Annotated in this window: 18 protein-coding genes; 7 read left to right on the forward strand and 11 right to left on the reverse strand. The window is 41.6% G+C overall.

What is annotated here, in order from left to right:
* Nucleotides 1-41 precede the first annotated feature (41 nt).
* The 5 genes from BLR53_RS11425 (at nucleotide 42) to BLR53_RS11445 (ending at nucleotide 6902) form a co-directional block, all read left to right on the forward strand.
* Nucleotides 42-2429: a TonB-dependent receptor gene (locus BLR53_RS11425; RefSeq protein ID WP_074589757.1), complete on the forward strand. Its 2388-nt coding sequence runs from the start codon at nucleotides 42-44 to the stop codon at nucleotides 2427-2429.
* A gap of 22 nt (nucleotides 2430-2451) precedes the next feature.
* Nucleotides 2452-3681: a DUF4374 domain-containing protein gene (locus BLR53_RS11430; RefSeq protein WP_074589760.1), complete on the forward strand. Its 1230-nt coding sequence runs from the start codon at nucleotides 2452-2454 to the stop codon at nucleotides 3679-3681.
* 80 nt (nucleotides 3682-3761) lie between these two features.
* On the forward strand, nucleotides 3762-4889 hold the full coding sequence (locus BLR53_RS11435) for a PepSY-associated TM helix domain-containing protein (protein WP_074589763.1): 1128 nt from the start codon (nucleotides 3762-3764) through the stop codon (nucleotides 4887-4889).
* Between the two features lie 277 nt (nucleotides 4890-5166).
* Nucleotides 5167-6249, forward strand: a complete 1083-nt coding sequence (locus tag BLR53_RS11440; protein ID WP_037442011.1) for a HipA domain-containing protein — start codon at nucleotides 5167-5169, stop codon at nucleotides 6247-6249.
* A complete protein-coding gene (locus BLR53_RS11445) occupies nucleotides 6246-6902 on the forward strand; it encodes an HIRAN domain-containing protein (protein WP_037442012.1) in 657 nt (218 codons plus the stop codon). Before BLR53_RS11440 ends, BLR53_RS11445 begins: the two co-directional genes overlap by 4 nt.
* 35 nt (nucleotides 6903-6937) lie before the next feature.
* Here BLR53_RS11445 and BLR53_RS11450 read toward each other — a convergent pair whose 3' ends face one another.
* The 11 genes from BLR53_RS11450 to BLR53_RS11500 form a co-directional block, all read right to left on the reverse strand.
* Nucleotides 6938-8692 carry an ATP-binding protein gene (locus BLR53_RS11450; RefSeq protein ID WP_037442015.1) on the reverse strand — a complete coding sequence of 585 codons (1755 nt, stop codon included), beginning with the start codon at nucleotides 8690-8692 and terminating at the stop codon, nucleotides 6938-6940.
* Nucleotides 8693-8709: 17 nt separating this feature from the next.
* Entirely contained in the window at nucleotides 8710-9843 is a 1134-nt protein-coding gene (locus BLR53_RS11455) for a sensor protein KdpD (RefSeq protein ID WP_037442017.1), read from the reverse strand.
* 32 nt (nucleotides 9844-9875) lie between these two features.
* A complete protein-coding gene (locus tag BLR53_RS11460) occupies nucleotides 9876-10946 on the reverse strand; it encodes a porin (RefSeq protein WP_074589765.1) in 1071 nt (356 codons plus the stop codon).
* 19 nt (nucleotides 10947-10965) lie between these two features.
* Nucleotides 10966-11553 (reverse strand): potassium-transporting ATPase subunit KdpC, encoded by a 588-nt coding sequence (gene kdpC / locus BLR53_RS11465; RefSeq protein WP_074589768.1) that lies wholly within the window; start codon nucleotides 11551-11553, stop codon nucleotides 10966-10968.
* A gap of 12 nt (nucleotides 11554-11565) precedes the next feature.
* On the reverse strand, nucleotides 11566-13596 hold the full coding sequence (gene kdpB, locus BLR53_RS11470; protein WP_074589770.1) for a potassium-transporting ATPase subunit KdpB: 2031 nt from the start codon (nucleotides 13594-13596) through the stop codon (nucleotides 11566-11568).
* Nucleotides 13597-13606: 10 nt separating this feature from the next.
* Nucleotides 13607-15325, reverse strand: coding sequence for a potassium-transporting ATPase subunit KdpA (gene kdpA / locus BLR53_RS11475; RefSeq protein WP_037442021.1), 1719 nt, complete (start codon nucleotides 15323-15325; stop codon nucleotides 13607-13609).
* 9 nt (nucleotides 15326-15334) lie between these two features.
* Nucleotides 15335-15619, reverse strand: a complete 285-nt coding sequence (locus BLR53_RS20320; protein ID WP_037442022.1) for a potassium-transporting ATPase subunit F — start codon at nucleotides 15617-15619, stop codon at nucleotides 15335-15337.
* Between the two features lie 51 nt (nucleotides 15620-15670).
* Nucleotides 15671-17005 carry a sigma-54-dependent transcriptional regulator gene (locus BLR53_RS11485; RefSeq protein ID WP_037442023.1) on the reverse strand — a complete coding sequence of 445 codons (1335 nt, stop codon included), beginning with the start codon at nucleotides 17003-17005 and terminating at the stop codon, nucleotides 15671-15673.
* Nucleotides 17006-17020: 15 nt separating this feature from the next.
* Nucleotides 17021-18124, reverse strand: coding sequence for a M20/M25/M40 family metallo-hydrolase (locus BLR53_RS11490; protein ID WP_244889490.1), 1104 nt, complete (start codon nucleotides 18122-18124; stop codon nucleotides 17021-17023).
* Nucleotides 18108-18740, reverse strand: a complete 633-nt coding sequence (locus BLR53_RS11495) for a GNAT family N-acetyltransferase (protein ID WP_074589772.1) — start codon at nucleotides 18738-18740, stop codon at nucleotides 18108-18110. The genes BLR53_RS11490 and BLR53_RS11495 overlap by 17 nt, the downstream gene beginning before the upstream one ends.
* Before the next feature lie 182 nt (nucleotides 18741-18922).
* Nucleotides 18923-21478: a TonB-dependent receptor gene (locus BLR53_RS11500; protein WP_083332058.1), complete on the reverse strand. Its 2556-nt coding sequence runs from the start codon at nucleotides 21476-21478 to the stop codon at nucleotides 18923-18925.
* A 197-nt stretch (nucleotides 21479-21675) separates the two neighbouring features.
* Here BLR53_RS11500 and BLR53_RS11505 point away from each other — a divergent pair, with 197 nt between their 5' ends.
* Nucleotides 21676-22740, forward strand: coding sequence for a sensor histidine kinase (locus BLR53_RS11505; protein WP_083332059.1), 1065 nt, complete (start codon nucleotides 21676-21678; stop codon nucleotides 22738-22740).
* Nucleotides 22737-23489 carry a LytR/AlgR family response regulator transcription factor gene (locus BLR53_RS11510; RefSeq protein WP_037442024.1) on the forward strand — a complete coding sequence of 251 codons (753 nt, stop codon included), beginning with the start codon at nucleotides 22737-22739 and terminating at the stop codon, nucleotides 23487-23489. Before BLR53_RS11505 ends, BLR53_RS11510 begins: the two co-directional genes overlap by 4 nt.
* The last annotated feature ends 51 nt before the right edge of the window (nucleotides 23490-23540 follow it).

Below are 23540 nucleotides of genomic sequence, written 5' to 3' on the forward strand. Positions count from 1 at the left end.
TGCGCTACTAGCTGAGTATATAATCATTCTAAATAAAAATAATGCGCTATCGAAAATTTATACTCTTGTTCTTTCTTTTTGCCTTCTCAGTTCCCGTCCTGGCACAACAAAATGCAGGTATTTCCGGCCAGATCAGAGATAATGATGAGCTGATTACCGGTGCCTCTGTTTCTATCAAAGGCACACAAACAGGAACGCTATCCGATAAGGATGGAAGTTTCCAGTTGAGTAATTTAAAAGCGGGCGACTACACCCTGCAGGTTTCTTTCCTGGGTTATCTCCCGGAAGTGAAACAAATTTCTTTAAAAACAGGTCAGCAGCTGGTTTTGAACTTCAAACTAAAGAAAGACGCTAAGCAGCTGAACGATGTCGCCATCAGTGCGAAAACCTCAGTCCGCAAAGTAAAGGAAACCGGTTTTGCGGTTACTTCAGTAGAACTGAAAAACTATGCCAATACAACCGCAGACCTCAATCAGGTGCTTAACCGTTCTGCCGGAGTTAAAGTACGTGAACAAGGCGGTCTGGGATCCGATTTCAACTTTTCTATTAACGGCTTATCGGGCAGTCATATTAAATTCTTTATTGACGGTATCCCTCTTGAGTCATTCGGAAGCGGCATGACGCTAAATAATATTCCGGTTAACCTGGCCGAAAGGGTAGATATATATAAAGGAGTTGTTCCGGCGTTTTTGGGCTCAGACGCATTAGGTGGGGCGGTTAATATTATAACCAAGCGCAACAGTGGCAAATCTATAGATGCAAGTTACAGTTACGGTTCTTTTAATACGCACCGTGCAGCTTTAACTGGAAGTTTTACGGATAAAAAAACTGGTATCCATACCAACATCACCTCTTACTATAACTTTTCAGATAACAATTATACAATGTATAATAATCCTAAGGCGAATGCATTGCTTAGGGTTGTAGAGAATGGCCAGTTCGTTACCAAAGACAAACTCAATCGCTTCCATGATGGTTATGAATCTTTCATGGGTCAGATAGAATCTGGTGTATCTAATAAAAAATGGGCTGACGTTTTTGTGGCTGGTATTACGTATACATCTAATTACAAGGAAAGACAAACAGGGGCAACTCAAGAGAAAGTCATCGGTCAGATGTTTACCCGCGGACATAATATTATTCCTTCCATCCGCTACCGCAAAGAGAATCTACTTGTTACCGGATTATCAGCTAGTGTTTTTGCAAATTTCTCCGCAAATAAAACCGTGGTAACCGATACTAGTGGAAATGTATACAACTGGGATGGAACGGTACGCGAGAGACGTGTGGGAAGTGAATTATCGGGTGAAAAACCAATGATTAATCACATCACAGGACACTACGCCCTTGCACAAGTAAATTTTGGCTATGTGCTTGGAGAGAATCACCAGATTAACCTGAGTCATAACTTTAACCGCTCCTACCGCGAAAGTTATAATGAGATAGATCCTTATAACAATACTTACGACAGATCGAACAGTCTGAACAAAAACATTACCGGACTGAGTTATCAGCAACAGTTATTCGGACAGCGATTGACCACTAATTTCTTCGGAAAACGCTTCGGCCTTGATGGAACCACTTATTCTCCAGATAATGTACCGACCAGCCAAAGCAAACAATATTTCGGATATGGAATCGCGACGAATTATAAAATCGTTTCCAATCTGGGTATAAAGGCCTCTTACGAACATGCTTACCGTCTACCGGAACTGGTCGAATTGTATGGTAACAGGGAAGATATCCTGGGCAACCCGAACCTGAAACCAGAAAGCAGTAATAACTATAATCTGGGTATATACTATGACCATAAAATCGGGTCAGGTAAAATATCGGCAGAAGCTACAGGTTTTTATCGTGATGCCAATGATTATATCATTACCACACCTTCTACCTCAGGATCTGTCGGCAGTTATTCTCAATACTACAATACTGACGGGATCAAAGTTAGCGGTCTGGAGGGTGAGGTTCGCTATGAATACAACAACCTGTTTAGTGTTTTAGTGAATATGAGCTATCAGAACGCGGTAAATCGTCAGCAATATAGTGCCGGAACAGTCAGAGAAAATATAACCTACCTAAGCAGAGTTCCTAATCAACCCTGGTTATACGGAAATGCAGATTTCAGCATTGGAAAAAATGATCTGGTCGGCAAAGACACGCGCGTGCAATTTAACTGGTTTACGCAGTTCATTAATGATTATTCTGTAACCTGGTCTAAACTAGGCGATAAAAACACCAAAGATTATATTCCTAAGCAATTCATTCAAAATGCCACCTTAACGTACTCAACGCATGGCGGCAGATACAATATTTCACTGGAAGGCCGCAACCTGACTAACGTCATTGCTTACGACAATTTCAAGCTGCAAAAACCAGGAAGATCCTTCTTTATTAAACTACGTTACGCATTCAGTCAATCAAATTAATTAAATCAATAGCTTATAAATTATGTTTACTACAATTAAAAATCGAGGTTTTATCCTGGCTGCGCTACTAGCAGTCGCTGCTGGTTTCAGCTCGTGTAAAAAAAGTGATAACGGTGGCGGTGGAGAACCTGAGCCTGGTGCAAAAGGCGAATACGCTGTGTTATTTACCGTTGGTGAAAGTGATTACCTCCTGAGTGCAAACTCACTAACTGAAGGTTCTATCAGTCCAAAAGGAAGTGGTGTTGATGTAACGAATATCTTTACCTGGGGTGAGAATATCATTCAAAAGGGTAAATATTTCTACCACCTGGACCCTAATGAAGGCAAATTCGGTAAATATTTATTTGAGAATAATAAGTTAAGTACTATCAGTGAGATTCCATTCAGTTCTTTCCCAAGCCCATACCTTGGCTGGCATGTATGGTTGGATGCAGATCAGGTGATGTTTGGCCCAAGAGGTAGTAATATTTATGCAATTGTAAATACCTCGACCATGAAACTGGTTAAAAATGGTGAATTTGACACCAAATCGATCCCGGCAGGACAGAGCAGAAGAGTCTTCTCCGCAGTCCCAAGAGGCAATAAATTGTTAATCGGATTTGGCTTATACGATGAGGTGAAAAAAGTAAATATCGAAAAATCATATCTGGCTTCTGTGGACTTCCCTTCATTGGAGAACTTCAAAGTGACCAGTGATGACTCTCGTTCTGCTCCAATCGGCGCGTTGAGAAACGGATACTTCAGTCAGTTAACTGACAAGGGTAATACCTTCATCTTGACGCATCCAATCGCATTAGGCGCTAACATGCCAAATATGCCGACAGGATTCTTTAGAATTAAAGAAGGTAGTGACGTTATAGATCCGGGATATTTCTTCAATGTATCTGCATTAACTGGTAATGACGATCAATTAGGCGTTTGTGATCTGGGTAATGGTAAAGTGATCCTGATCAATGCACATAATGCTGCAACAAACGTCAAAGAATGGAATGACTGGTGGTACGCTGCAATGTGGCAATACATGGTGGTAGATGTGAATACACAACAAATTGTGAAAACATTGAACTTCCCGCCATTACTGAACTCCAGATCAGCTGTTGTTCATGACGGTAAAGCTTATATCGCAGTTAATGATCCTAACGCAGATGCAATTTATCTATGGGAATACGATCCAATTGCCGATACACTTAAGAAAGGCTTAAAAGTAGAAGGTGGTAGTGATAATACTCCAGTCATTTTCAAATTAAACTAAATATTATCCATTAAATGAAGACCCGTTCGCGCTGTTAACAGGCTTGAACGGGTCTTTATCTTGTCTAAACTCCCGCTCAAATGTTAAAAAAAATTAATGCATGGCTGCATCTCTGGTTAGGCCTGGCTTCCGGCATTATTGTCGTAATTCTAAGTATTACAGGTTGTGTACTTGTATTTAAACAAGAGATCCAAAGTCTTTCCTCTCCCTGGCTACATGCAGAAAAACCAGAGGGTGCAAAGGTCCTGGCTCCGTCTGTTTTGTATAAAGCGGTAGAAAAGGTGTTGCCGGAAAAAGAGATTCATTCGGTATGGTATCACGGAGAAAATAAAACTGCCCATTTCAGTCTTAATTCGGATTCTATGGTATATGTTAATCCATATACAGCCGAAGTAGTCGCAATGGTCGATCATGATGATATCTTTCATTTCATGGACGAAGGGCACAGGCATCTCTGGCTCCCCGTAAAAATCGGAAGACCTATTATTGGCTGGGCTACTTTCATCTTTTTCGGATTGCTCATTACAGGGATGGTCTTATGGTGGCCAAAAAAATGGAACAAAAAAGGCCGTGAACAGAGTTTTAAAGTAAAATGGAAAGCACGTTTCAAACGGGTAAATTATGACCTGCATAACGTATTGGGTTTCTATTCCCTTACCCTCGCACTGTTAATGGCCATTACAGGATTGATTATGTCTTTCACCTGGTTTAGTAAAAGTGTCTACTTCCTTACAGGTGGCGATACCAACAAACCAAGAAGACAGAAAATGGAAGTTTCTGCACCGTCGGTAAATTCACCGCTTTACAATGCAGACATGATCTATAAAAAGGTGACTGAAGAAATTGGACAGCATAATAAAGACCAGGTAATCGTTTATTTTGAAGAGGAAGCTGACCATCCTATTTATGCCTGTACCGACATGATTAACGGTCACTGGAGAGATCTGTATTTTGACCCGGCAACGCTCGAATTGATGACGGGCTCAGGGAAGACAATGGATGAACTGCCATTTGCTGATAAGGTCAGAAAGTTAAATTACACACTCCATGTTGGCGCATTCGGCGGAATGGTAAGTAAAACACTTTATTTTTTAGCCAGTCTGATCTGTGCGAGTCTGCCAATTACAGGTTTCTATATCTGGTGGGGCAAGAAGAAGAAATCTACCAAGAAACCAAAAACCGATACGAACCAAAATGTTATCGCATAATCTTACATTCCGATCCGGATGTTAATGATTTTAGCCAAAAAAGCCGGGTGATACCCGGCTTTTTTGGCTAAGTAGGAAACTAAATCCAACTAAAGTGGATACGCCAAATTGCACAATAATCTGAGGAAATTATATAATTTAACAGAAATTCTCCCACTAACAAGAAAAAAGGTTACCATTGCCAATTGCAGATCAAATACTTAAAAACGCAGCATAAAAGACTTATTGGTATTTGATTTATCTATTAAGCGGCGATAGTTGAATAGCTAAATAAAACATGGAGAAACTTATACCAACCTTTACAGACATAACTAGCTGGGAAATACCAGTGTACCAAAGTACGGGTGGAACAAGGAGTAAAAATATTGCTATACATCCAGAAACAGGTGATCAATATTTTTTTAAAGGCTCTAAGGAAACTGATAAAGGAGAAATTAGGTATCCACAGGAATTTTGGTCTGAAATAGTGGCGTCAAAAATCGGGCAACTATTAGGCTTCAAAATGCTAGATTACAATATAGCTTACAATAAAAATAAAAAACAAGAAATTGGCTGTCTTTCAAAATCAATGGTTGTACATTCAGATAATAAACTTACTGAGGGTGTTACATATCTAACAGGTTTCGACTCAAAATATAGACCGGATATCCTCCAACATAAGAGATTGTATACATTTCAGTTCATTTGTTCTGCTTTGCAGAGTTTTCATCTGGAGAATCACATAGAAAATCTTGTTGAGGTCATCATTTTTGATAGTATTATAGGTAATTCAGACCGTCACCAAGAAAACTGGGGAATAATCACAAATTTCAGAGGTGCAATACATACTCCTTCAGAAGAAACTAGCGTCGCATTTTTTTCAAAAACAACTACCAAGCTGGAAAAAGTAATAAATAGATTTCTTTCAAACAATTCTGATATTGGTGATAAAATTATTAAACCGCACTTAGTTGTAAAATCAGATATACTCCCAAATGAATTTGCTCCAATCTATGATAGTGGTTGTTGCTTAGGAAGGGAAAATTTGGATGAGAAAATTTTTAAATTACTAAATGACAAAAATATGCTGGATGCATATGTTAAAAAGGGTGTATCTGAGATTCATTGGGAAGGGGAAGAGAAGAAAAAAAATCATTTCAATTTAATTGAACTCATAGAGACTAAACATCGGGCTAAGGTATTATCAGTAATACTGAATATTAAAGAAAAATATAGTTTAGACGCTCTTAGACACATTATCAATCATGCGGATTCAAAACTACCGGATGATTTAAGACAATTTAAGTTAGAGGAACATCGGAAGGAATTGATGTTTAAATTGGTAACTTTGCGGCTCGAATTATTATTCAATCATATATGAAAGCAATAGGAAATATATATCTCACTTGGAGGACAGGTAGAGGTAGTAGTAGATTTCCAGTTGGTACTATTAAAAAAAGTGCCACTGGGGGTGTTCGCTTTCAATATAATAAAGAAGTAGTAGCGAAAGCACAAGTGCATGGTTTTGTTCCCTATGAGGGATTTCCAGACTTGGACAAAGTATATACCGAAAATGTTATTGATATTTTTGGCCAACGGTTAATAAGAAATGAGAGAAATGATGTTCAGGATTTTTATAAATTTTGGGGCATAGATTTAAGTTATAAGGAGGACAAATTTTATATGCTCGCGTATACTCAAGGCTTACTACCAACCGATAATTACGAGTTTTTAGCTGATTTTAACCCAATAAAAGGGTTAGGTTTCATCACTGAAATTACAGGTCTGTCTCATCATAAAATTCCGAGTGATACAATTAAAATTGGAGATAGGTTGCAGTACCAAATTGATACTAAAAACGAATTTGATAAAAATGCAGTCAAGGTCTTAACACAAGGTATTATCTTAGGCTATATAAAAACCATACATTGCAGGATTTTCAGTAAAACTAAAAGACCTTTTAATTTAACTGTTCATGGTATAGAAAAAAATGGGGTTTTAAACAGGGTCTTTCTAAAAGTCGATACATTTTAAATTAATGCTGACTATATCTCGTTAGCATTAATTATCTAATCTGCCAAAGGCAGCGCAAAACAGAACCGGCTTCCTTCACCCAGCGCGGATTCTACCCAGATCCGTCCATTTTCCGCGGCAATAAAATCACGGGAAATGGCTAATCCCAGGCCTGAGCCTGATTTATTCTGTCCATCGGTCGGCACTTGAAAATACCGGTCAAAAAGGCGTTCCAGATACTGTTCTTCTATTCCTTTACCGAAATCACGTACAGAAAATTCAATTTCATGACCACTTTCGATCACCTGAATAACGACTTTGGAATTTTCTGTACTGTAACGCAATGCATTGGATAGAAAGTTCACCAGCACCCATGCCGTTTTCTCGGTATCTACGTTCACTTCAGGAAGATGGTTCCTGCTAATCAATTCCAGTTCTATCGATTTTTGTTCTGCCTGAAACCTGACGGAATCCATTGCATAAATGGCGATTTTGCGCGGATCTGTCCTTACGAAATTAAGCTGCAGTTTTCCGGTTTCTACCTGCGCCAGGTTAAGCAGTTCGCTGGTGATCTTTAGCAGACGTCCGCAATCGTCCTTCATATGCTGAACCAGCTCTCCCTGTTCTGTATTCATTTGGCCTACCCGATCATCTTCCAACAATTTCAGGCTCATTTTTAAAGAGGAAATAGGCGTTTTTAATTCGTGGGATACCGTGGCGATGAAATTGGTTTTAGCTTCATCCAGTTCTTTATATCGTGTTATATTTTTAAGAATATAAACTTCGCCGGCTGCTTTTCCAGTCTGAGTGAGTACTTGCCCGGACTGATCATCTAAGTTCTGTACCATAATGACCCGACGTTCCAGCTGAAAATAGGACTCCTTGTTATCAGCATAGATTTTCATCGGCTTATCGGTATTTTCAATCTGAAGAATACCCCTTAACAAATCATTTTTTTCCATAAGCGCGGCGGCATCCATTCCTACCGTTTCCTGCTGGTTCAGCTGCAATAGTTGTCCGGCCTCCTTGTTCAGGAATAGAATCTCTTTTTTCTCATTCAGCCCTATAATCGCATCATGCATCTGTTCTATAATTGCTTCAATCCTGAGTTTTTCAGACTGCAACTTAGCCAGATTACTATTTTCCCAGTGGTTCAGCTGTAAAGCCATCGCATTAAATGCATCTGCAAGTTCTGCAAACTCATCGGTACCTTTGAAATCCAGATGCTGTTTATAATTTTTTCTGCTGATTTCTTTAATTGCTTCAGAAAGCTCCCGCAGCGGATTTGCCACGAATCCGGGAAAATTCACGATAAAGGAAAACAGGATGAGAAAGCACATCGATGCGGTAAAAATCAGATAAGAAGCAGCCTGCTCCACACCACGCTGTGCTGCATCATTTTTCCGCACAATCGCGCCCATATTAAACTGGTCAATCAGTCGGAGCTGTTGTCTGGCCTGCTGCAATGCCTGCTCTTTCTCTCGCATGTCTGTTAAAGGATCGGAAAGCCGCTTAAATGCATTGGTGAGTGCGAGAACTGCCTGACCTTCCCCTTTTTCAGTAACATTCTTTTGTTCCTCGGCCAAAAATGCACGGAATTTTCTGATGACAGGCTCAGGAAGTGGAAGCTGAAAATCATCGAGTATAGTACGCATCTCCCCGGTGAACCGGATACTTTTATAATTATCTTTTAAAATAACTTTCGAACTGACCGAGATCTTGTTCATATAGTACAGAGACATGCTCCCGAAGAACAGAACGACCAGGAAAAGGAACCCAAATCCAAGTCGTAATTTTGTTTTAATCTTCATTTGATTCTTTTTATAAATTAGGATAAGATCACCAGGTCTGTTTCTGTCTCTGCAATTTGCCGGAGTAACTGGTTAAAGATCGATGTTTTCATCATGATCTGAAACAAGCTGAAATGCGGCCTGCCAATACAAATAGTCGTTATCTCTTTTGCTGCGGCAATGCGGGCTATTGTTGCCGTGACATCGTCGCTTTTTATTTTTAGAACTTCTGCTCCCATTTCTGTGGCCAGCTTCAAATTATTAATCAGGTGCCTTTGCAGGTCTAGCTTGATATTGTTGCCATTTTCTGCACTACGCTGCACGTATAGAACCAGCCAGGGCGAGTGATAATAGGATGCCAGCCTGGCCGTCTTCCTAATAATCACTTTTGCTGTTGAATGATTCGTCGAGATGCAGGCCATAAATTTTTCCGGCCTGAGCTTAACCTGTTTTGGCACTTCAATATTAATCTTTCTTTCTAAATGATGCGCAACTTCTTTTAAGGCAAGTTCCCGAAGCTGCAAAATCCGTTCTGGCTGAAAGAAATTACGTAAAGCAGTTTCTACCTTCATGGGGTCATAGATCTTTCCAGCTTTCAGGCGGTCGATCAGTTCATCGGCTGTCAAATCTATATTGACAATTTCATCGGCCATTTCGAGAATTTTATCCGGAATTCTTTCGGTTACTGCGATTCCGGTAATCTTCTCAATCTCTTCATTCATGCTTTCCAGATGCTGAATATTGACGGCAGAAATCACGCTGATTCCAGCGTCCAGCAGATCGGCAACATCCTGCCACCGTTTAGCATTTTTACTGCCCCCGATATTGCTGTGTGCAAGCTCATCGACAATTACGAGCTCCGGATGTATATTTAAAATGGTATTCAGATCCATTTCTTCCAGTTCTTTGCCTTTGTAGAAGATCTTCCTTCTGGCTATAACAGGAATTCCTTCCAGCAGCGCATGAGTTTCGGCACGGTTATGCGTTTCGATATAGCCGATCTGGATCTGAATACCACTCTTTAGCAGGGTGTGTGCTTCCTGCAGCATTCTGTAAGTCTTTCCAACTCCTGCACTCATACCTATATAGACCTTAAACTTACCCCTTCTTGATCTTTTGACCAGTTCCAGAAAGTTTTTGACGGGCCCTGCGGTATCATCTTCTCTTTTCATCATTTAATTTAAGGATTAAACAGGTATGGGATTTAGAAGGAAACAGCCAGACTTGCTGTAATTGCTGCATTGTAATTTACGGCACGCCCCGCCCTTACAAATACAGGGTCTTTACTGTCGTATATTTTACCTTCCAGACGGAGCAGCGCATTCTTAACAGGCGCATAATCAACATTCATGGAATAACCGGTTGTGCGAAAGCCATGCGGCGTATCTGATGCAATAAAAACGCCTTTTTTATCCTGGTAATGTTCTGCTCTTGCTGCCAATGCCCATTTTTCGGCAAATTTATACTGGGCGATAGCCACAGGTGAAAACACCTTGTTCTTTTTAGTGCCCCCTTTTGTCTGCTGCTGGGTTCCATAATCAACACCCAATATCAGACCTAGTTTTTCACTAAGTTGAAAAATGCCATAGAGGTTGTGATATACCCGGCTGACTCCGATAGAGTCCGCTCCCTCAGTACCTATATAATTGCTATAATTCAGGCTAATACCTGCAGCTGGTTTCCAATTTAGCTGCAAACCAGCGGCAGGCTTGTTATTTCCATCTTGCCGTGTAATCCGCTGCCACCCGTTCAAATATAAAGCTGTTGCCGTAAACTTCCCGTCCGGTGTGGCATAGCTAAGTTTTGCCCCTGACTCGTAGTAAGGGGTGTTTTCCGACGAAATATTTCTTGTTAAGACCCAGCAATCTTTAGAAATTGCGCTCTCAAATCCTATATGGGAGGAGAAAACACCTGCATCCAGCCAAAGACTTTCATTTTTACTCAGCCTGATCCCGGCATTAGCCTCCAAGATATTTTTGAGTACCCCGGTTTCTGCAGTAAGATTTGCATTGGAATAAGTACCGGCCATTAAGGCCAGGTTTGCCCGGATCTTCCCGTCGTCATAATTCCCTTTGAGATAACCAAGATTAAGGTTTACCTCCTGGTTACGGTTATGGGAATAAATAAATCCGGGCCGGTTATGATTTGCAGGTTTATTAAAATCGTAACTATAATAGGTTTCTACATATCCACTAAAGTGGATTTTCGAGTCGTCCTGTGCATAAGCGAATGAACCGGTTGTGAATAGTGCTGCTGATAATATTAATTTTTTCATGGAATACCTGATATAAGTTTTAGTGGTGCTGATTAGCGGCTGTCTGACTGAGCTCGTCGAGGGCCAGGTTAAGTTGTAATACCGAGACGGTGGAGGGCCCAAACATTCCCCAGAGTGGCCCGCTGATATGGGCAGCGACGAGTTCGGCAACTTTGCTTTCTTCCACATTTCTGTAGCTGGCAACTCTTCTAATCTGGATTATTGCCCCCTGCGGAGAAATTGCCGGGTCCAGCCCGCTTCCTGAGGCCGTAACCATATCTGCAGGTATATCGGCTTTTTTTAAACCCGGGTTATATTTCTGTAGTGTATCTATACGGTCTGCTACCAGCTTAAGGTAATCTTCATTGGAAGGGCCTTTATTGGACCCTCCGGATCCGGCAGCATTATAACCAACCGCAGACGGTCTTCCCCAGAAGTAACGCGGATCGGTAAAGGACTGACCAATCTGTACATAACCAACGACTTTTCCCTTGCTGACCGCTTTTTCACCGCCTCCTCCACCTTTGCTAAACCGACCCGCAGCAGCTAATATTAATGGATATATTACGCAAAGCAGTGCCAGTAGAACAGCTGTTAAGCGAATGGATTGTAAAATGTATTTTTTCATGATTTCTATTTTTTAAACAAATAAGCCGACGATCAGATCAATGAGTTTGATGCCCACAAAAGGAGCAATAATACCGCCTGCACCGTAAATGAGGAGGTTTCTGCGTAATAAGGCACTTGCGCCAATGGGTTTATATTCGACGCCTTTCAGTGCCAGTGGAATGAGTATGGGAATAATGATGGCGTTAAAAATAACCGCGGACATAATCGCACTTTCCGGACTGTGCAGCCCCATGATATTAAGCTTCTCTAAGGCTGGTATAGATGCAATAAACAGGGCCGGAACAATAGCAAAGTATTTAGCAACGTCATTAGCGATAGAGAAAGTGGTTAACGTTCCCCTTGTGATCAGCAATTGTTTACCGATCTCCACAATCTCAATTAGCTTGGTCGGATCATTATCTAAATCGACCATATTCCCGGCTTCTTTAGCCGCCTGTGTTCCGCTGTTCATGGCCACACCTACGTCTGCCTGGGCTAAGGCAGGTGCATCATTAGTTCCGTCACCCATCATGGCGACCAGCTTACCCAAAGCCTGTTCTTCTTTGATATAGTTCATTTTATCTTCGGGTTTGGCTTCGGCAATGAAGTCATCGACCCCAGCTTTCTCCGCGATAAATTTGGCTGTCAGCGGATTATCTCCGGTAACCATTACAGTTTTAACTCCCATTTTACGCAGTCGCTCAAAACGTTCGCTAATACCTGGCTTGATAATATCTTGTAATTCAATTACGCCCATTGCCTTTTCGTTGACCGACACAACCAGTGGTGTGCCACCATTACTGGAGATCATTTTAACCTGTTCGGCAGTGTCTGCAGGGAAAGGGTTTCCTGCCTGTAAAACCATATTCCGGATAGAATCGAATGCCCCTTTGCGAATTCTTCCACCTTCGGGAGTATCCAGCCCACTTGCCCGTGTTTCTGCAGTAAACTTGATAAAGACAGCACCTTCGGGTGCAGCCATAATCTTGTGCTCCTGCAATGCTGCTAATTCCAGAATAGACTTCCCTTCGGGTGTTTCATCTGCAAGTGAGCTCATTACACAGGCCTGGATAAAAGCTGCGGAAGTTATACCTGCTGCAGGATAAAAGCTGGTTGCTTTACGGTTACCGATAGTAATCGTACCGGTTTTATCTAAGAGCAATACATCAATATCACCTGCGGTCTCTACTGCTTTTCCAGATTTGGTAATTACATTGGCTCTTAAAGCCCGGTCCATCCCGGCAATACCAATAGCGGAGAGTAACCCACCGATCGTAGTAGGGATCAGGCAAACAAAAAGCGAGATCATCGCGGCAATTGTAATTGGCGTATTAGCGTAATCTGCAAATGGTTTTAGGGTGATACAGACGATGATAAAAACCAGCGTAAAGCTGGCAAGTAAAATAGTTAGCGCGATCTCATTGGGTGTTTTCTGACGGGATGCACCTTCCACCAGTGCAATCATTTTATCCAGGAAGCTCTCTCCGGGCTCTGTATTCACCTGAACCCGGATCTGATCTGATAAGACTTTAGTACCACCGGTAACTGATGATTTATCTCCCCCGGATTCGCGGATTACCGGTGCAGATTCGCCGGTGATCGCAGATTCGTCAATCGTTGCAATTCCAGAGATAATTTCTCCGTCTGCCGGGATCGTATCGCCGGTTTCACACAGAAAAACGTCCCCTTTCTTTAACAGACTGGATGAACGGATAATAATCGTTCCGTCGCTACCCACAACTTTAGCGGGTGTTTCTTCGCGTGTTTTACGTAAAGAATCAGCTTGTGCTTTCCCTCTTGCTTCGGCAATGGCTTCTGCAAAGTTTCCAAACAGCACGGTTAACAGCAGGATAAAAAATATAAAGAAGTTATACAGGGCAGATCCCTGGCCTGTATGGGTAACAGAGTATACTGTTACATAGGCCATAACTAAGGTTCCGATCTCCACGGTAAACATAACCGGATTTTTGATCATCGTCCTGGGGTCCAGTTTAATGAAGGATTCTTTCAGTGCGGTTTGTACCAGCGCCGGATCAAATATTTTATTGGATGAGGTTTTCATATCTCGTATTCTATTTAAGCATGGTAAAGTATTCTGCCAATGGACCCAGGGTCAGCGCAGGAAAATAAGAAAGGGCATTCAGTACTATAATCACAGCCAGCGTCATCAGACTGAAGGTCAGTGTATCTGTTTTTAATGTTCCTGCAGATTCGGGGATATATTTTTTAGCGCCCAGCAATCCTGCTATCGCTATTGGTCCGATAATTGGCAAAAAGCGGCCGAACATCAATACGATACCTGTAGACACATTCCAGAATACATTATTGTCTGCCAGTCCTTCGAATCCGGAGCCATTATTGGCATTGGATGAAGTTATTTCATAAAGCATTTCTGAGAAACCATGGAAGCCCGGATTATTTAGCCAGCTTTTAGGTTGTACAGCCCATGCTGCCTCGCCATGTGTCGTAAAAACATAACTGGCAACAGCTGTACCTGCGAGAATCAGAAATGGACTCAGCAACGCAATTAAAGCGGCAATTTTCACTTCCCTGGCTTCTACTTTATGTCCAAGGAATTCGGGTGTACGACCAACCATCAGTCCGGAAATGAATACGGCGATAATGAGGTAGACGAAATAGTTAAGCAAACCTACCCCACAACCGCCAAAGAATGAGTTAATCATCATACCGAGCAGTTGCCATGTACCTGACATTGGCATGGTGCTATCATGCATGTTGTTTACTGAACCAGTTGATATAATAGTGGTCATCGTACTCCAGTAAGCAGAGATGGCCGGCCCGAAGCGAACTTCTTTTCCTTCCATAGCACCGGTTTGCTGGGAAATACCCATTTTAGCCAAAGCCGGATTTCCTCCGAGTTCTGATTGGAGCATAGGAATCAGCAGCAGCAGCATCCCAATGGTCATTACGCCGAAAATCATCCAGGACAATTTCCTTCTGCGAATGAAGTAACCAAAGGTAATAACCAGTGCAAAAGGGATAATACATTGTGAAACCAGTTCTACTACACCGGTCAGGTAATTCGGGTTTTCCAGCGGATGAGTGGAATTCGCACCAAACCATCCTCCTCCGTTTGTGCCCAAATGTTTAATGGCAATAAACCCGGCCGCGGGGCCCCTGGAGACGTTTACTGTATCTCCCTGCACTGATATATATTGATCTTTTCCTTCGTAACTGGTCGGTGTACCGTTAAATGCCAGGATTAACCCGACCAACAGGGATAACGGCAGCAATAACCGGGTAATAGATTTGACGAAAAACTCCCAAAAATTCCCGAGTCTTTCAGTAGTACGGTCCCTGAAGGCTTTAAAGAAGATAACGCTCGCAGCAATACCTGTTGCTGTACTTACAAACTGAAGAAACATCAGCACAAAATGCTGGGTCAGGTAGGTAACGCCACTTTCACCGGAGTAGTGCTGCAAGTTACAATTGACCACAAAACTGATAATGGTATTAAATGATAGATCTGGCGACATACCCGGATTACCATCTGGATTTAAAGGTAATTTATCCTGATAGATTAATACGAAGAAACCATAGATGAGCCAGACAAGGTTGATAGTTAACAGGGCTTTCATTGCCTGTTTCCAATTCATTTCTTCTTTTGTATTGATGCCGGACAGTTTGAAGATCCCAGCCTCTAAGGGTTTTAGAAAGTCTGTCCAGACTTTTTCTCCGGCAAATACCTTCGCGAGATACCGACCGAGTGGAATAGCAATAACCAGTGTTAATAGGTAGGTGGCTATTACTCCAAGTAATTCTGTGTTCATAACGTTTAATTAAAATTTTTCGGGTTTGATCAGCACGTAAATCATATAGATAAAGACGCTGATAGCGATAATGAATAATGCAATCATAATTGTCAGATTTTTTCGAACCAGTCGATGGATTTGTAAATGATGAGGCAGAGCAGTAGCAGGGCCAGAAGTAAGATGATGGTGAGCATAGTTTTTGTATTTTCCAGACCTTATCCAATCTGGAGGCCAGAAAACCAAACTTGTATTCAAATACCTGATATACTGTATATTACGTGCCGTATTTTTCTTTTTAGAATTTTTGGGCATAAAAAAACCCTTCCAAAATGGAAGGGTTTTTTTCAATATGAAATTCCTGCTTTATTTTTCGAGCTGATATTCTTCAATCTTCCTATACAAGGTAGTTAAACCAATTCCCAGTAAACGGGCAGTCTCAGTTTTGTTCCCGTGTGTATAGTGCAAAACTTTAACAATATGCTGTTTTTCTACCGCCTGCATATTAAAGGGGTCGTCTGTTGTATGCTCGTTGTGGAATTCATAGGGCAGCAGATGCGCACCCAACTGGCTTTCTTCTGCAAGAATCACTACACGCTCCATCACATTTTTAAGCTCTCTGATATTTCCTTTCCAGTTATGGTTAAGCAGTAATCTTGAAAACTCCTTTTCCATACTAAACTCCGGTTTATTAACCTTTGCCGTAAATTCCCGCAGGTAATGCTGTGCGATAAGCAGAATATCTTCCTTTCTATGAGTCAAAGGAGGCAGTTCTATCGTAAAAATAGATAAGCGGTAATAAAGGTCCAGACGGAAATTACCTTTTTCTGCTTCTTTTTTAAGGTCTCGGTTTGTAGCAGCAATAATCCTTACATTGACTTTACTGGTTTGCGTTGCACCTACTTTGATATAGGTCTGATTCTCAAGTACACGTAGTAATTTAGCCTGCAGATCCATATTCATCTCGCCAATTTCATCCAGAAAGATCGTGCCTTCATCGGCTTCTTCTATCAAGCCTTTTTTATCTTTCACTGCACCAGTAAAGGCTCCTGCAAGATAACCGAAAAGCTCGCTCTCCAGTAGCTCTGGATTGAAACCGCTGCAGTTAACAGCTACGAATGGCTTGCTAATCCGGGGGCTGGTCTGATGAATGGCCTGTGCAAATACTTCTTTTCCTGTACCTGTTTCTCCCAGCAGCAAAACGGTAGTGTCTGTTACTGCAACTTTCCTGGCCAGATTTATGGATTCGGTAATTGCCCTGGACTTCCCCAGAATGGATTCAAAGCTATATTTTCTGCTAATCTTACTTTCAAGCTCATATACGCGATAATTAAGTCTCGCCTTATCCATTGCTTTATAAACCAGCGGAATGATCTTATCATTATCATCACCTTTAGTTATATAATCAAAGGCTCCGTTCCGCATGGCCATTACTCCATCGGCAATAGTTCCGAAAGCAGTAAGGTTAATGACTTCTGTGTAGGGCCGGATCTTTTTGATCTCTTTAACGAGTTCTACGCCATTGATATCGGGTAGTTTTACGTCGCTCAGTACCACCTGAATATCCTCAGCTTTCAGGATTTTAAGGCCTTCTTTACCGGTATTGGCCTGAAAAACAGTAAAACCTTCCAGCCCGATAATACGGGCCAGAAGGCTGCAGATTTTTTTCTCGTCGTCTATGATCAGGACTGAATTAGCCATATCTATGGGGGCTTGTTATTGACTCTCCAAATATGGAGATAAAGATGATAAAACCTGGATATAAATGGAGATACCGGATTCGATTTCCTGAAGCAGGATATACTCATCTGCGGTATGTGACCTCGACGATTCTCCCGGCCCCATCTTTACTGCAGGAATTTGCAGCCAGCCCATATCTGAACTGGTTGGGGACATATAGGTCTTCCTGCCGCTCTGCAAGCCTGCTTTTACCAGCGGATGTGTGACAGCGATGTCCGAAGGGTAAAGCACATTTGGCCTGACCGTGATCTCACAAAAGGTATGGTTATCTATCACCGTCAGAATTTCTTTCTGTGTATAATTATGATCAAATCTGACGTCCACGACAAAGCTGCACTCCCCGGGAACAATATTATGCTGGATACCGGCATGAACGCCAGTAACGGTAAGCTTTACGGATTCTGGCTGCCCAGGGTCCACTGGAAAATGATACCCGGCAAACCAGTTGATGTCTTTGAGGGCTTTGTAGATCGCATTATCGCCTTCTTCCCTCGCTGCATGTCCAGCTCTGCCGGTACATACACAGTCGAGCACCATCGATCCTCTTTCGGCAACCGCCATCTGCATTCCGGTTGGCTCTCCTACAATAGCGAATGAAACGGGCATCAAATCCTGAAGGATACATTTAATACCGTAAGTACCGGATGTTTCTTCTTCGGCTGTTAATGCAAGGCATAGGTTAAAAGGCAGGTCATGGTCTTCATAAAAGTAAAGGAATGTTGCGACAAGGCTTACTAGTGGTCCTCCGGCATCATTACTACCTAATCCGTACATTTTACCATCTTTTAAAACAGGCTGAAAGGGGTCATTCTTGTATTGATCATTAGGCCGGACGGTATCATGATGTGAATTTAACAGGATCAATGGTTTGTCCGGATCAAAAAATCTGTTGTAACACCAAATGTTATTGTATTTTCTGATCGTCGACAATCCCCGCAGATTAAGAAATGCTTCCAGATGATCTGCGACTGCTTTTTCTTCGCCGCTATAGGAAGGAATCGTAATAATTTCTCCCAAAAGTTTAATGGAATGAGCACAGAGCTCTTTTAAGCTGATCTGATTTTTAGTTACCATATTCATGATGAGTGGATTGAGTTAGACCAGGATTATAATGCTGAAGCATGTCGTGTCCGCTGAAATCTAAAGCAGCGTTGTCGCTGGCAGGGATAAAAAGCATTGCCGTACACAGACAGTTCGCGCGCTTCTTGCTTTCGAGAATATGAAAGTTTATACAGCCTTTACAACCTTCCCAGAAGGTACTGTCCTGTGTGATTCCGGAAAAGGCAACCGGCTGAAAGCCTAGTCTGCTGTTCATCTTCATTACAGCTGTACCCGTGGTTATACTGAAGATCTTAGCTGTAGGATATAATCTCCTGGATAATTGGAAGATTCTGTTTTTGATTGCCCTTGCCACCCCTGTATTTCTAAAGTCAGGGGATACAATTAATCCGGAATTGGAAATGAAACGTTCTTGTTCCCAAGTTTCAAGGTAAGCAAAACCTACCCACTCTCCTGAACTGGTAACCGCGATAACGGCTTTTCCTTCGCGCATCTTCTGACTGACAGTCTGCGCGCTCCGTTTAGCAATCCCCGTTCCTCTTGCAATAGCTGAAGCTTCTGTTTCCCTGATAATTTCAAGGGTATACCTGATATCATTTAATGTGGCAATTCGCACAAATATGATGTGATTGTTCATCTTTTTATGTTTTGATGAACAGGCACCTTTCAAAAGGAATGCCCCCGCTGTCAGAACGGGCACAAAAGGGCTTCAGGAATCTAGAATCGTGGAAAATAAAAATAAACGGTTTATTCGGAGCCTGACAGACCCTTTCATAATGAAAGGCTTCTTCCCATTTTGTTAGCCTGCAGTGATCTGAATTAACCTGCTCCCTGCCCCGTATTCGCTTCGCCTTGTTTCAAATCGTCGTTGTTAACGCCTCTTTTCTTTTTAGGAGCCTGCTGACCGAAATTCATCTTCCCGAAGTTATAGGCAAAGCTGACACCAAATGATCTGAAAGGAACAGAGAATTTACTGCTTTGTGTTAGCGGCTCGCTATTGATATTGGACGTGAAATCTTTATAATCTTTAAAAGGCTGGGTCACATTCAACCCGATTGTTCCACGCTTTTTCCATACTTCCTGTTTCAACCCAACAACCCAAAGGTTAAATGCCGGATTGGTCCCCTGGAAAGTTCTTCTGGCAGAATTTTGCATGAGAAAGGTTTCTGCATTTAAGGTTGGGCTCAATTTTACAGTCCCGCTGACGAATGCATTATATTGTATATAGGTAGACTGTTTACCTTGCTGCAGACTGCTGATAATTTGAGGTTTATAAGTAAATGCATTAATATTCCCTCTTAAGGTGAGGACACCAAATAGCTGGACTGATCCAAATAGGCTAGTACCAATGGAATTGTTATTCCCTACATTCAGAAAATTAGTTAGTGACACGTCGCGGGTTACTTCATTTCCATTATTATCTACAGTTGTAAAAGGTACGGTGCTCACGACGCTCTCAATAATATCGGCTGTCCTGCGATAATAAACTGAGGCATTAATAACGGAGGTTTTAACAAATGTGGAATAGTTCAATTCTACCGTTTGCGCAATCTCTGGTGATAAGGCCGGATTTCCCTGGCTTTGATTCAATGGGTCACTGGTGTTCCTGAATGGATTCAAATATTGTAAGCTAGGCCGCTGGATCCGTTTACTGTAGCTCAGCTTTATAGTTTGCGATGGACTTAGTGCTTTTGAAATGGCTAAACTGGGTACAAAATTGGTATAGTCGTTTTTAAAGGGCGATAGTCCGACACTGGTATTTCCAGAGTTCCCGTCTATCCTGGTGTTTTCTACCCTTGCGCCTGCCTGGATGGTAATGCCGTTGCTCAGGCTCGTAGTCAGTAATCCATATCCGGAATAAACGTCTTGCCCATAGTTATAGGTGTTTGAGGTATTGGCATTAAATATATACTGGCCTGATTCATCCGGGTTAAAAAAGTCATAATCGCTTTTAATCTTTCTGATAATGGTCTTGGCACCGGTTTCAATTTTAAAGACTTTATTCAGCGGCAATACATAATCGGCCTGAACGGTATATTCATTGTTCGTTCCCAGATTTGTTGCACGCTGATTCTGCGTAAATGCGGAATATTCTGACAAATAATTCACATCGTTAGTTCCATGCGTCCATTGTCCGGCAATGCTTAATTCTTCTCCTTCTCTTTTGAACTTATGTGTAAAGTCGTTATTCCAGTCAAAGTTGGAAAAGCTATTCTTATTGTTGTTAGTGGCTGTATAATCAACGGTTCCCTGTGATGGTGAATAATTACTGTTAATCGTATTTCCGTTATTTTCAAATGCACCTCCACGGGTACTGAATGACGAAGAGAAGCTGTCATTATCATTAAAATCATAACCCAATGAGGCAGAACCACTCAAAAAATGGCGTTTCGAAGTGCTTTCACCCGTCGATGATGAAGAGGTACCCAGTTCTGAATTCTGGCTGCTAAAGGATGAATATGTAGTTTGCGGCCAGGCTGAATTATAACCTACGTTCGCAGTAATGCTGAGTTTATTTTTATTAAAATTCAAATTTGCATTTTCATTGTTCTGTCTGTTTCCTACTCCGGTACTGACAGATCCGCTAATTCCGGATACGTTTTTCTTTTTAGTGATAATATTAATGATCCCTGCTGATCCTTCTGCGTCATACTTGGCGGAAGGAGCGGTAATGACCTCAATATTTTTAATCTGATCTGAGGGCATAGATTTTAACACATCTGCCGCATTTGTAGTGAGTGCTCCTGAAGGCTTACCGTTAATGAGTATCCGTACATTCTGACTGCCACGCAAAGCAACATTCCCATCCATATCTACTGAAACCATAGGAACTTTACGTAGAATGTCGGTCGCATTTCCCCCGGAGCTTGTCACATCTTTCTCGGCATTAAAAACCAGTTTATCAATCCGATTTTCAATCAATGCCTGTTGTCCGGTAATTTGAACGGCAGCCAGCATATTGGCATTTGGAGAAATAATGACCTGCCCAACGTTCTTATTTGGTTTCCCTGTCGATAATATCAGTCCCGATATTGTCTTCCGGCTATATCCCACGAAATCTATTTGTATCCGGTATTCTCCGGGTGGGACATTATTTATTTTGAAATTGCCCTTGGTATCTGTTAGCCCTCCGTTAACAGGAGCCGAAGCTCCGTTCTTAAATAGGCTGATGGTAGCATAATCTACTGGTTTCTGATTCAAGGAGTCTATAACGATACCGGAGACGGTGCCACCTGCAGCAGCGCCGGCCGGAGCCTGACCACGGACATAAAATGCTCCTGTCATCAGGAATATAAAAACCAATGCGAACCTTAGCGGCGATTTCATTAGGTTATTTAAAATTTCAATTGTTGCTTTACTCCTTTTAGTTTCCATTTTTAGGGTCTTTGGGAACAAATCAAAGAAATTATAAGATGTCAAATTTTGATTATAGACGGTTTAATCTAAAAAATCGACCAAATACAAGTTTAAACCGATGAGCAATAGATAATTTCGGCCATTCTATCTATAAAACACCGCCCTGTGTCTAATGTGCTTTATATGCCGGGATAAATGCTCCATATTTGTTTTACATGAGTACAGCAGATAAAGGCATCATGAGAAAACTTCCATCCATCCACTACTTTATAGGTGTGGCCGGGCTTGCATTAATGTTCTTTCCACTGACCTGGCCACTTAAACTACCCCAGGAATTTTGGGTAAAGCAAATCCTAATCTATCTGGTATGGGCTGGCTTGTTTTATGCCAATTTCTTTTATTTCACCCCTAAACTATTATACAGGCACAAAATAGGGTTCTTCGTTATATTGGTCATTTTCACTTTGTTTGCAGTTGTTTTTTTCAGCAATTGGGTAGACAGTTTACTGGGACTGCCGCAAGCCATGGAAAAATTGTTCAGCTCAATCGGACACAAGCCTTCCAACAAAGATGATCATACAGGAAACTATATTAATATCATTACTGCCATGGTGGTCTACGGAATAAGTACGGTAATTTCCCTCTCCAAAAAGATGCAGACCGATCAACTGGCTTTTCAGGTGACAGAGCGCGAAAAGATTATTTCCGAGCTATCATTCTTAAAGGCACAGATTAACCCTCATTTTTTCTTCAATACGCTTCATACGATTTACGCCCTCGCGGATAGCAACACCGGCACAGCCAAAGATGCGATCTACACATTGTCTCATATGATGCGTTATGTTATCTATGACACTAAAAACGACCTCACAAACCTGAAGAATGAGATCAAATTTGCTGAAGACTATATCACCCTGATGAAGCTAAGGCTTGCGGGTGATGTACAGATCATTTTCGAAAAACAGGCCAATATGAAAAATTACGATGTGGCACCTATGCTGCTGCTGCCTTTTATCGAGAATGCATTTAAACATGGGATTAGCACACTTCATCCAAGTTATGTCTATATTGATATATCCCAATCTGAGCAAACAACTATAATAGAAATTAAAAATTCTGTTTTTGAAAAAAGAAAGCATTTGGAAGAAAGCAATGGCATTGGGATAGTTAATACCAAAAGACGATTGGATCTCTTATACCCTGGCAAGTACACCTTGAATGCAGAGAATAACATTACGACCAAGGAATATACGGTTACTTTAACACTGGATTTCAAATGAAAATTAATTGTATAGCCGTTGATGATGAGCCTTTTGCTTTAAGCCTGATCACTTCCTACATTAAACAGACGCCTTTCCTGCATCTGATTGGCGAGTACACAAACGGCGTTGAAGCGCTAAAAGCCATTCATGAGCAACCAGAGATACAGCTGATATTTCTGGATATCCGAATGGCCGACCTTTCCGGTATAGAACTGGCAAGGATCGTCGAGCAAACGGGAAAAAAGAAGAACCTGAGAATTATATTCACTACAGCCTACGACCAGTATGCTGTTGAAGGATTTAAAGTGGATGCACTGGACTATTTGCTGAAACCTTTCAATTTCGTAGACTTTTCTAAAGCGGCAACCCGCGCATATGATTACTTTATAATGCTTGAGCATTCCCTGAATCCAGCAAGTACATTAAATAACGCCAGACAGCCTGAGAAAAACTATCTGTATCTCAAGGTTGACTATCAGCTGGTAAAAATAGACACCGGTGACATCTTATATATTGAAGGGCTTAAGGATTATGTAAAACTGTTTTTGAAAAGTCAGGATAAGCCGCTGCTCACCCTGACCAGCCTGAAGGGTCTCGAAGAAAAATTAAGTGGTTTATCCTTTTTAAGAATTCATCGCTCATTTATTGTCGCAGTTGATCAAATTAAATCGGTCACCAAAAATTCGGTGCAGATCGGAAATACAACAATACCGGTAACAGACCAGTATAAGGACGGATTTACTGCCTTGCTGAAAAAGTGGTCCTGAGATGTAGAAGTTCAGGCTTATGTGTATCTGGTGTATACAAAAAGCGCCTGT

The sequence above is a fragment of the Pedobacter antarcticus genome (assembly GCF_900103515.1).
GTDB classification, from domain to species: Bacteria; Bacteroidota; Bacteroidia; order Sphingobacteriales; family Sphingobacteriaceae; genus Pedobacter; species Pedobacter antarcticus.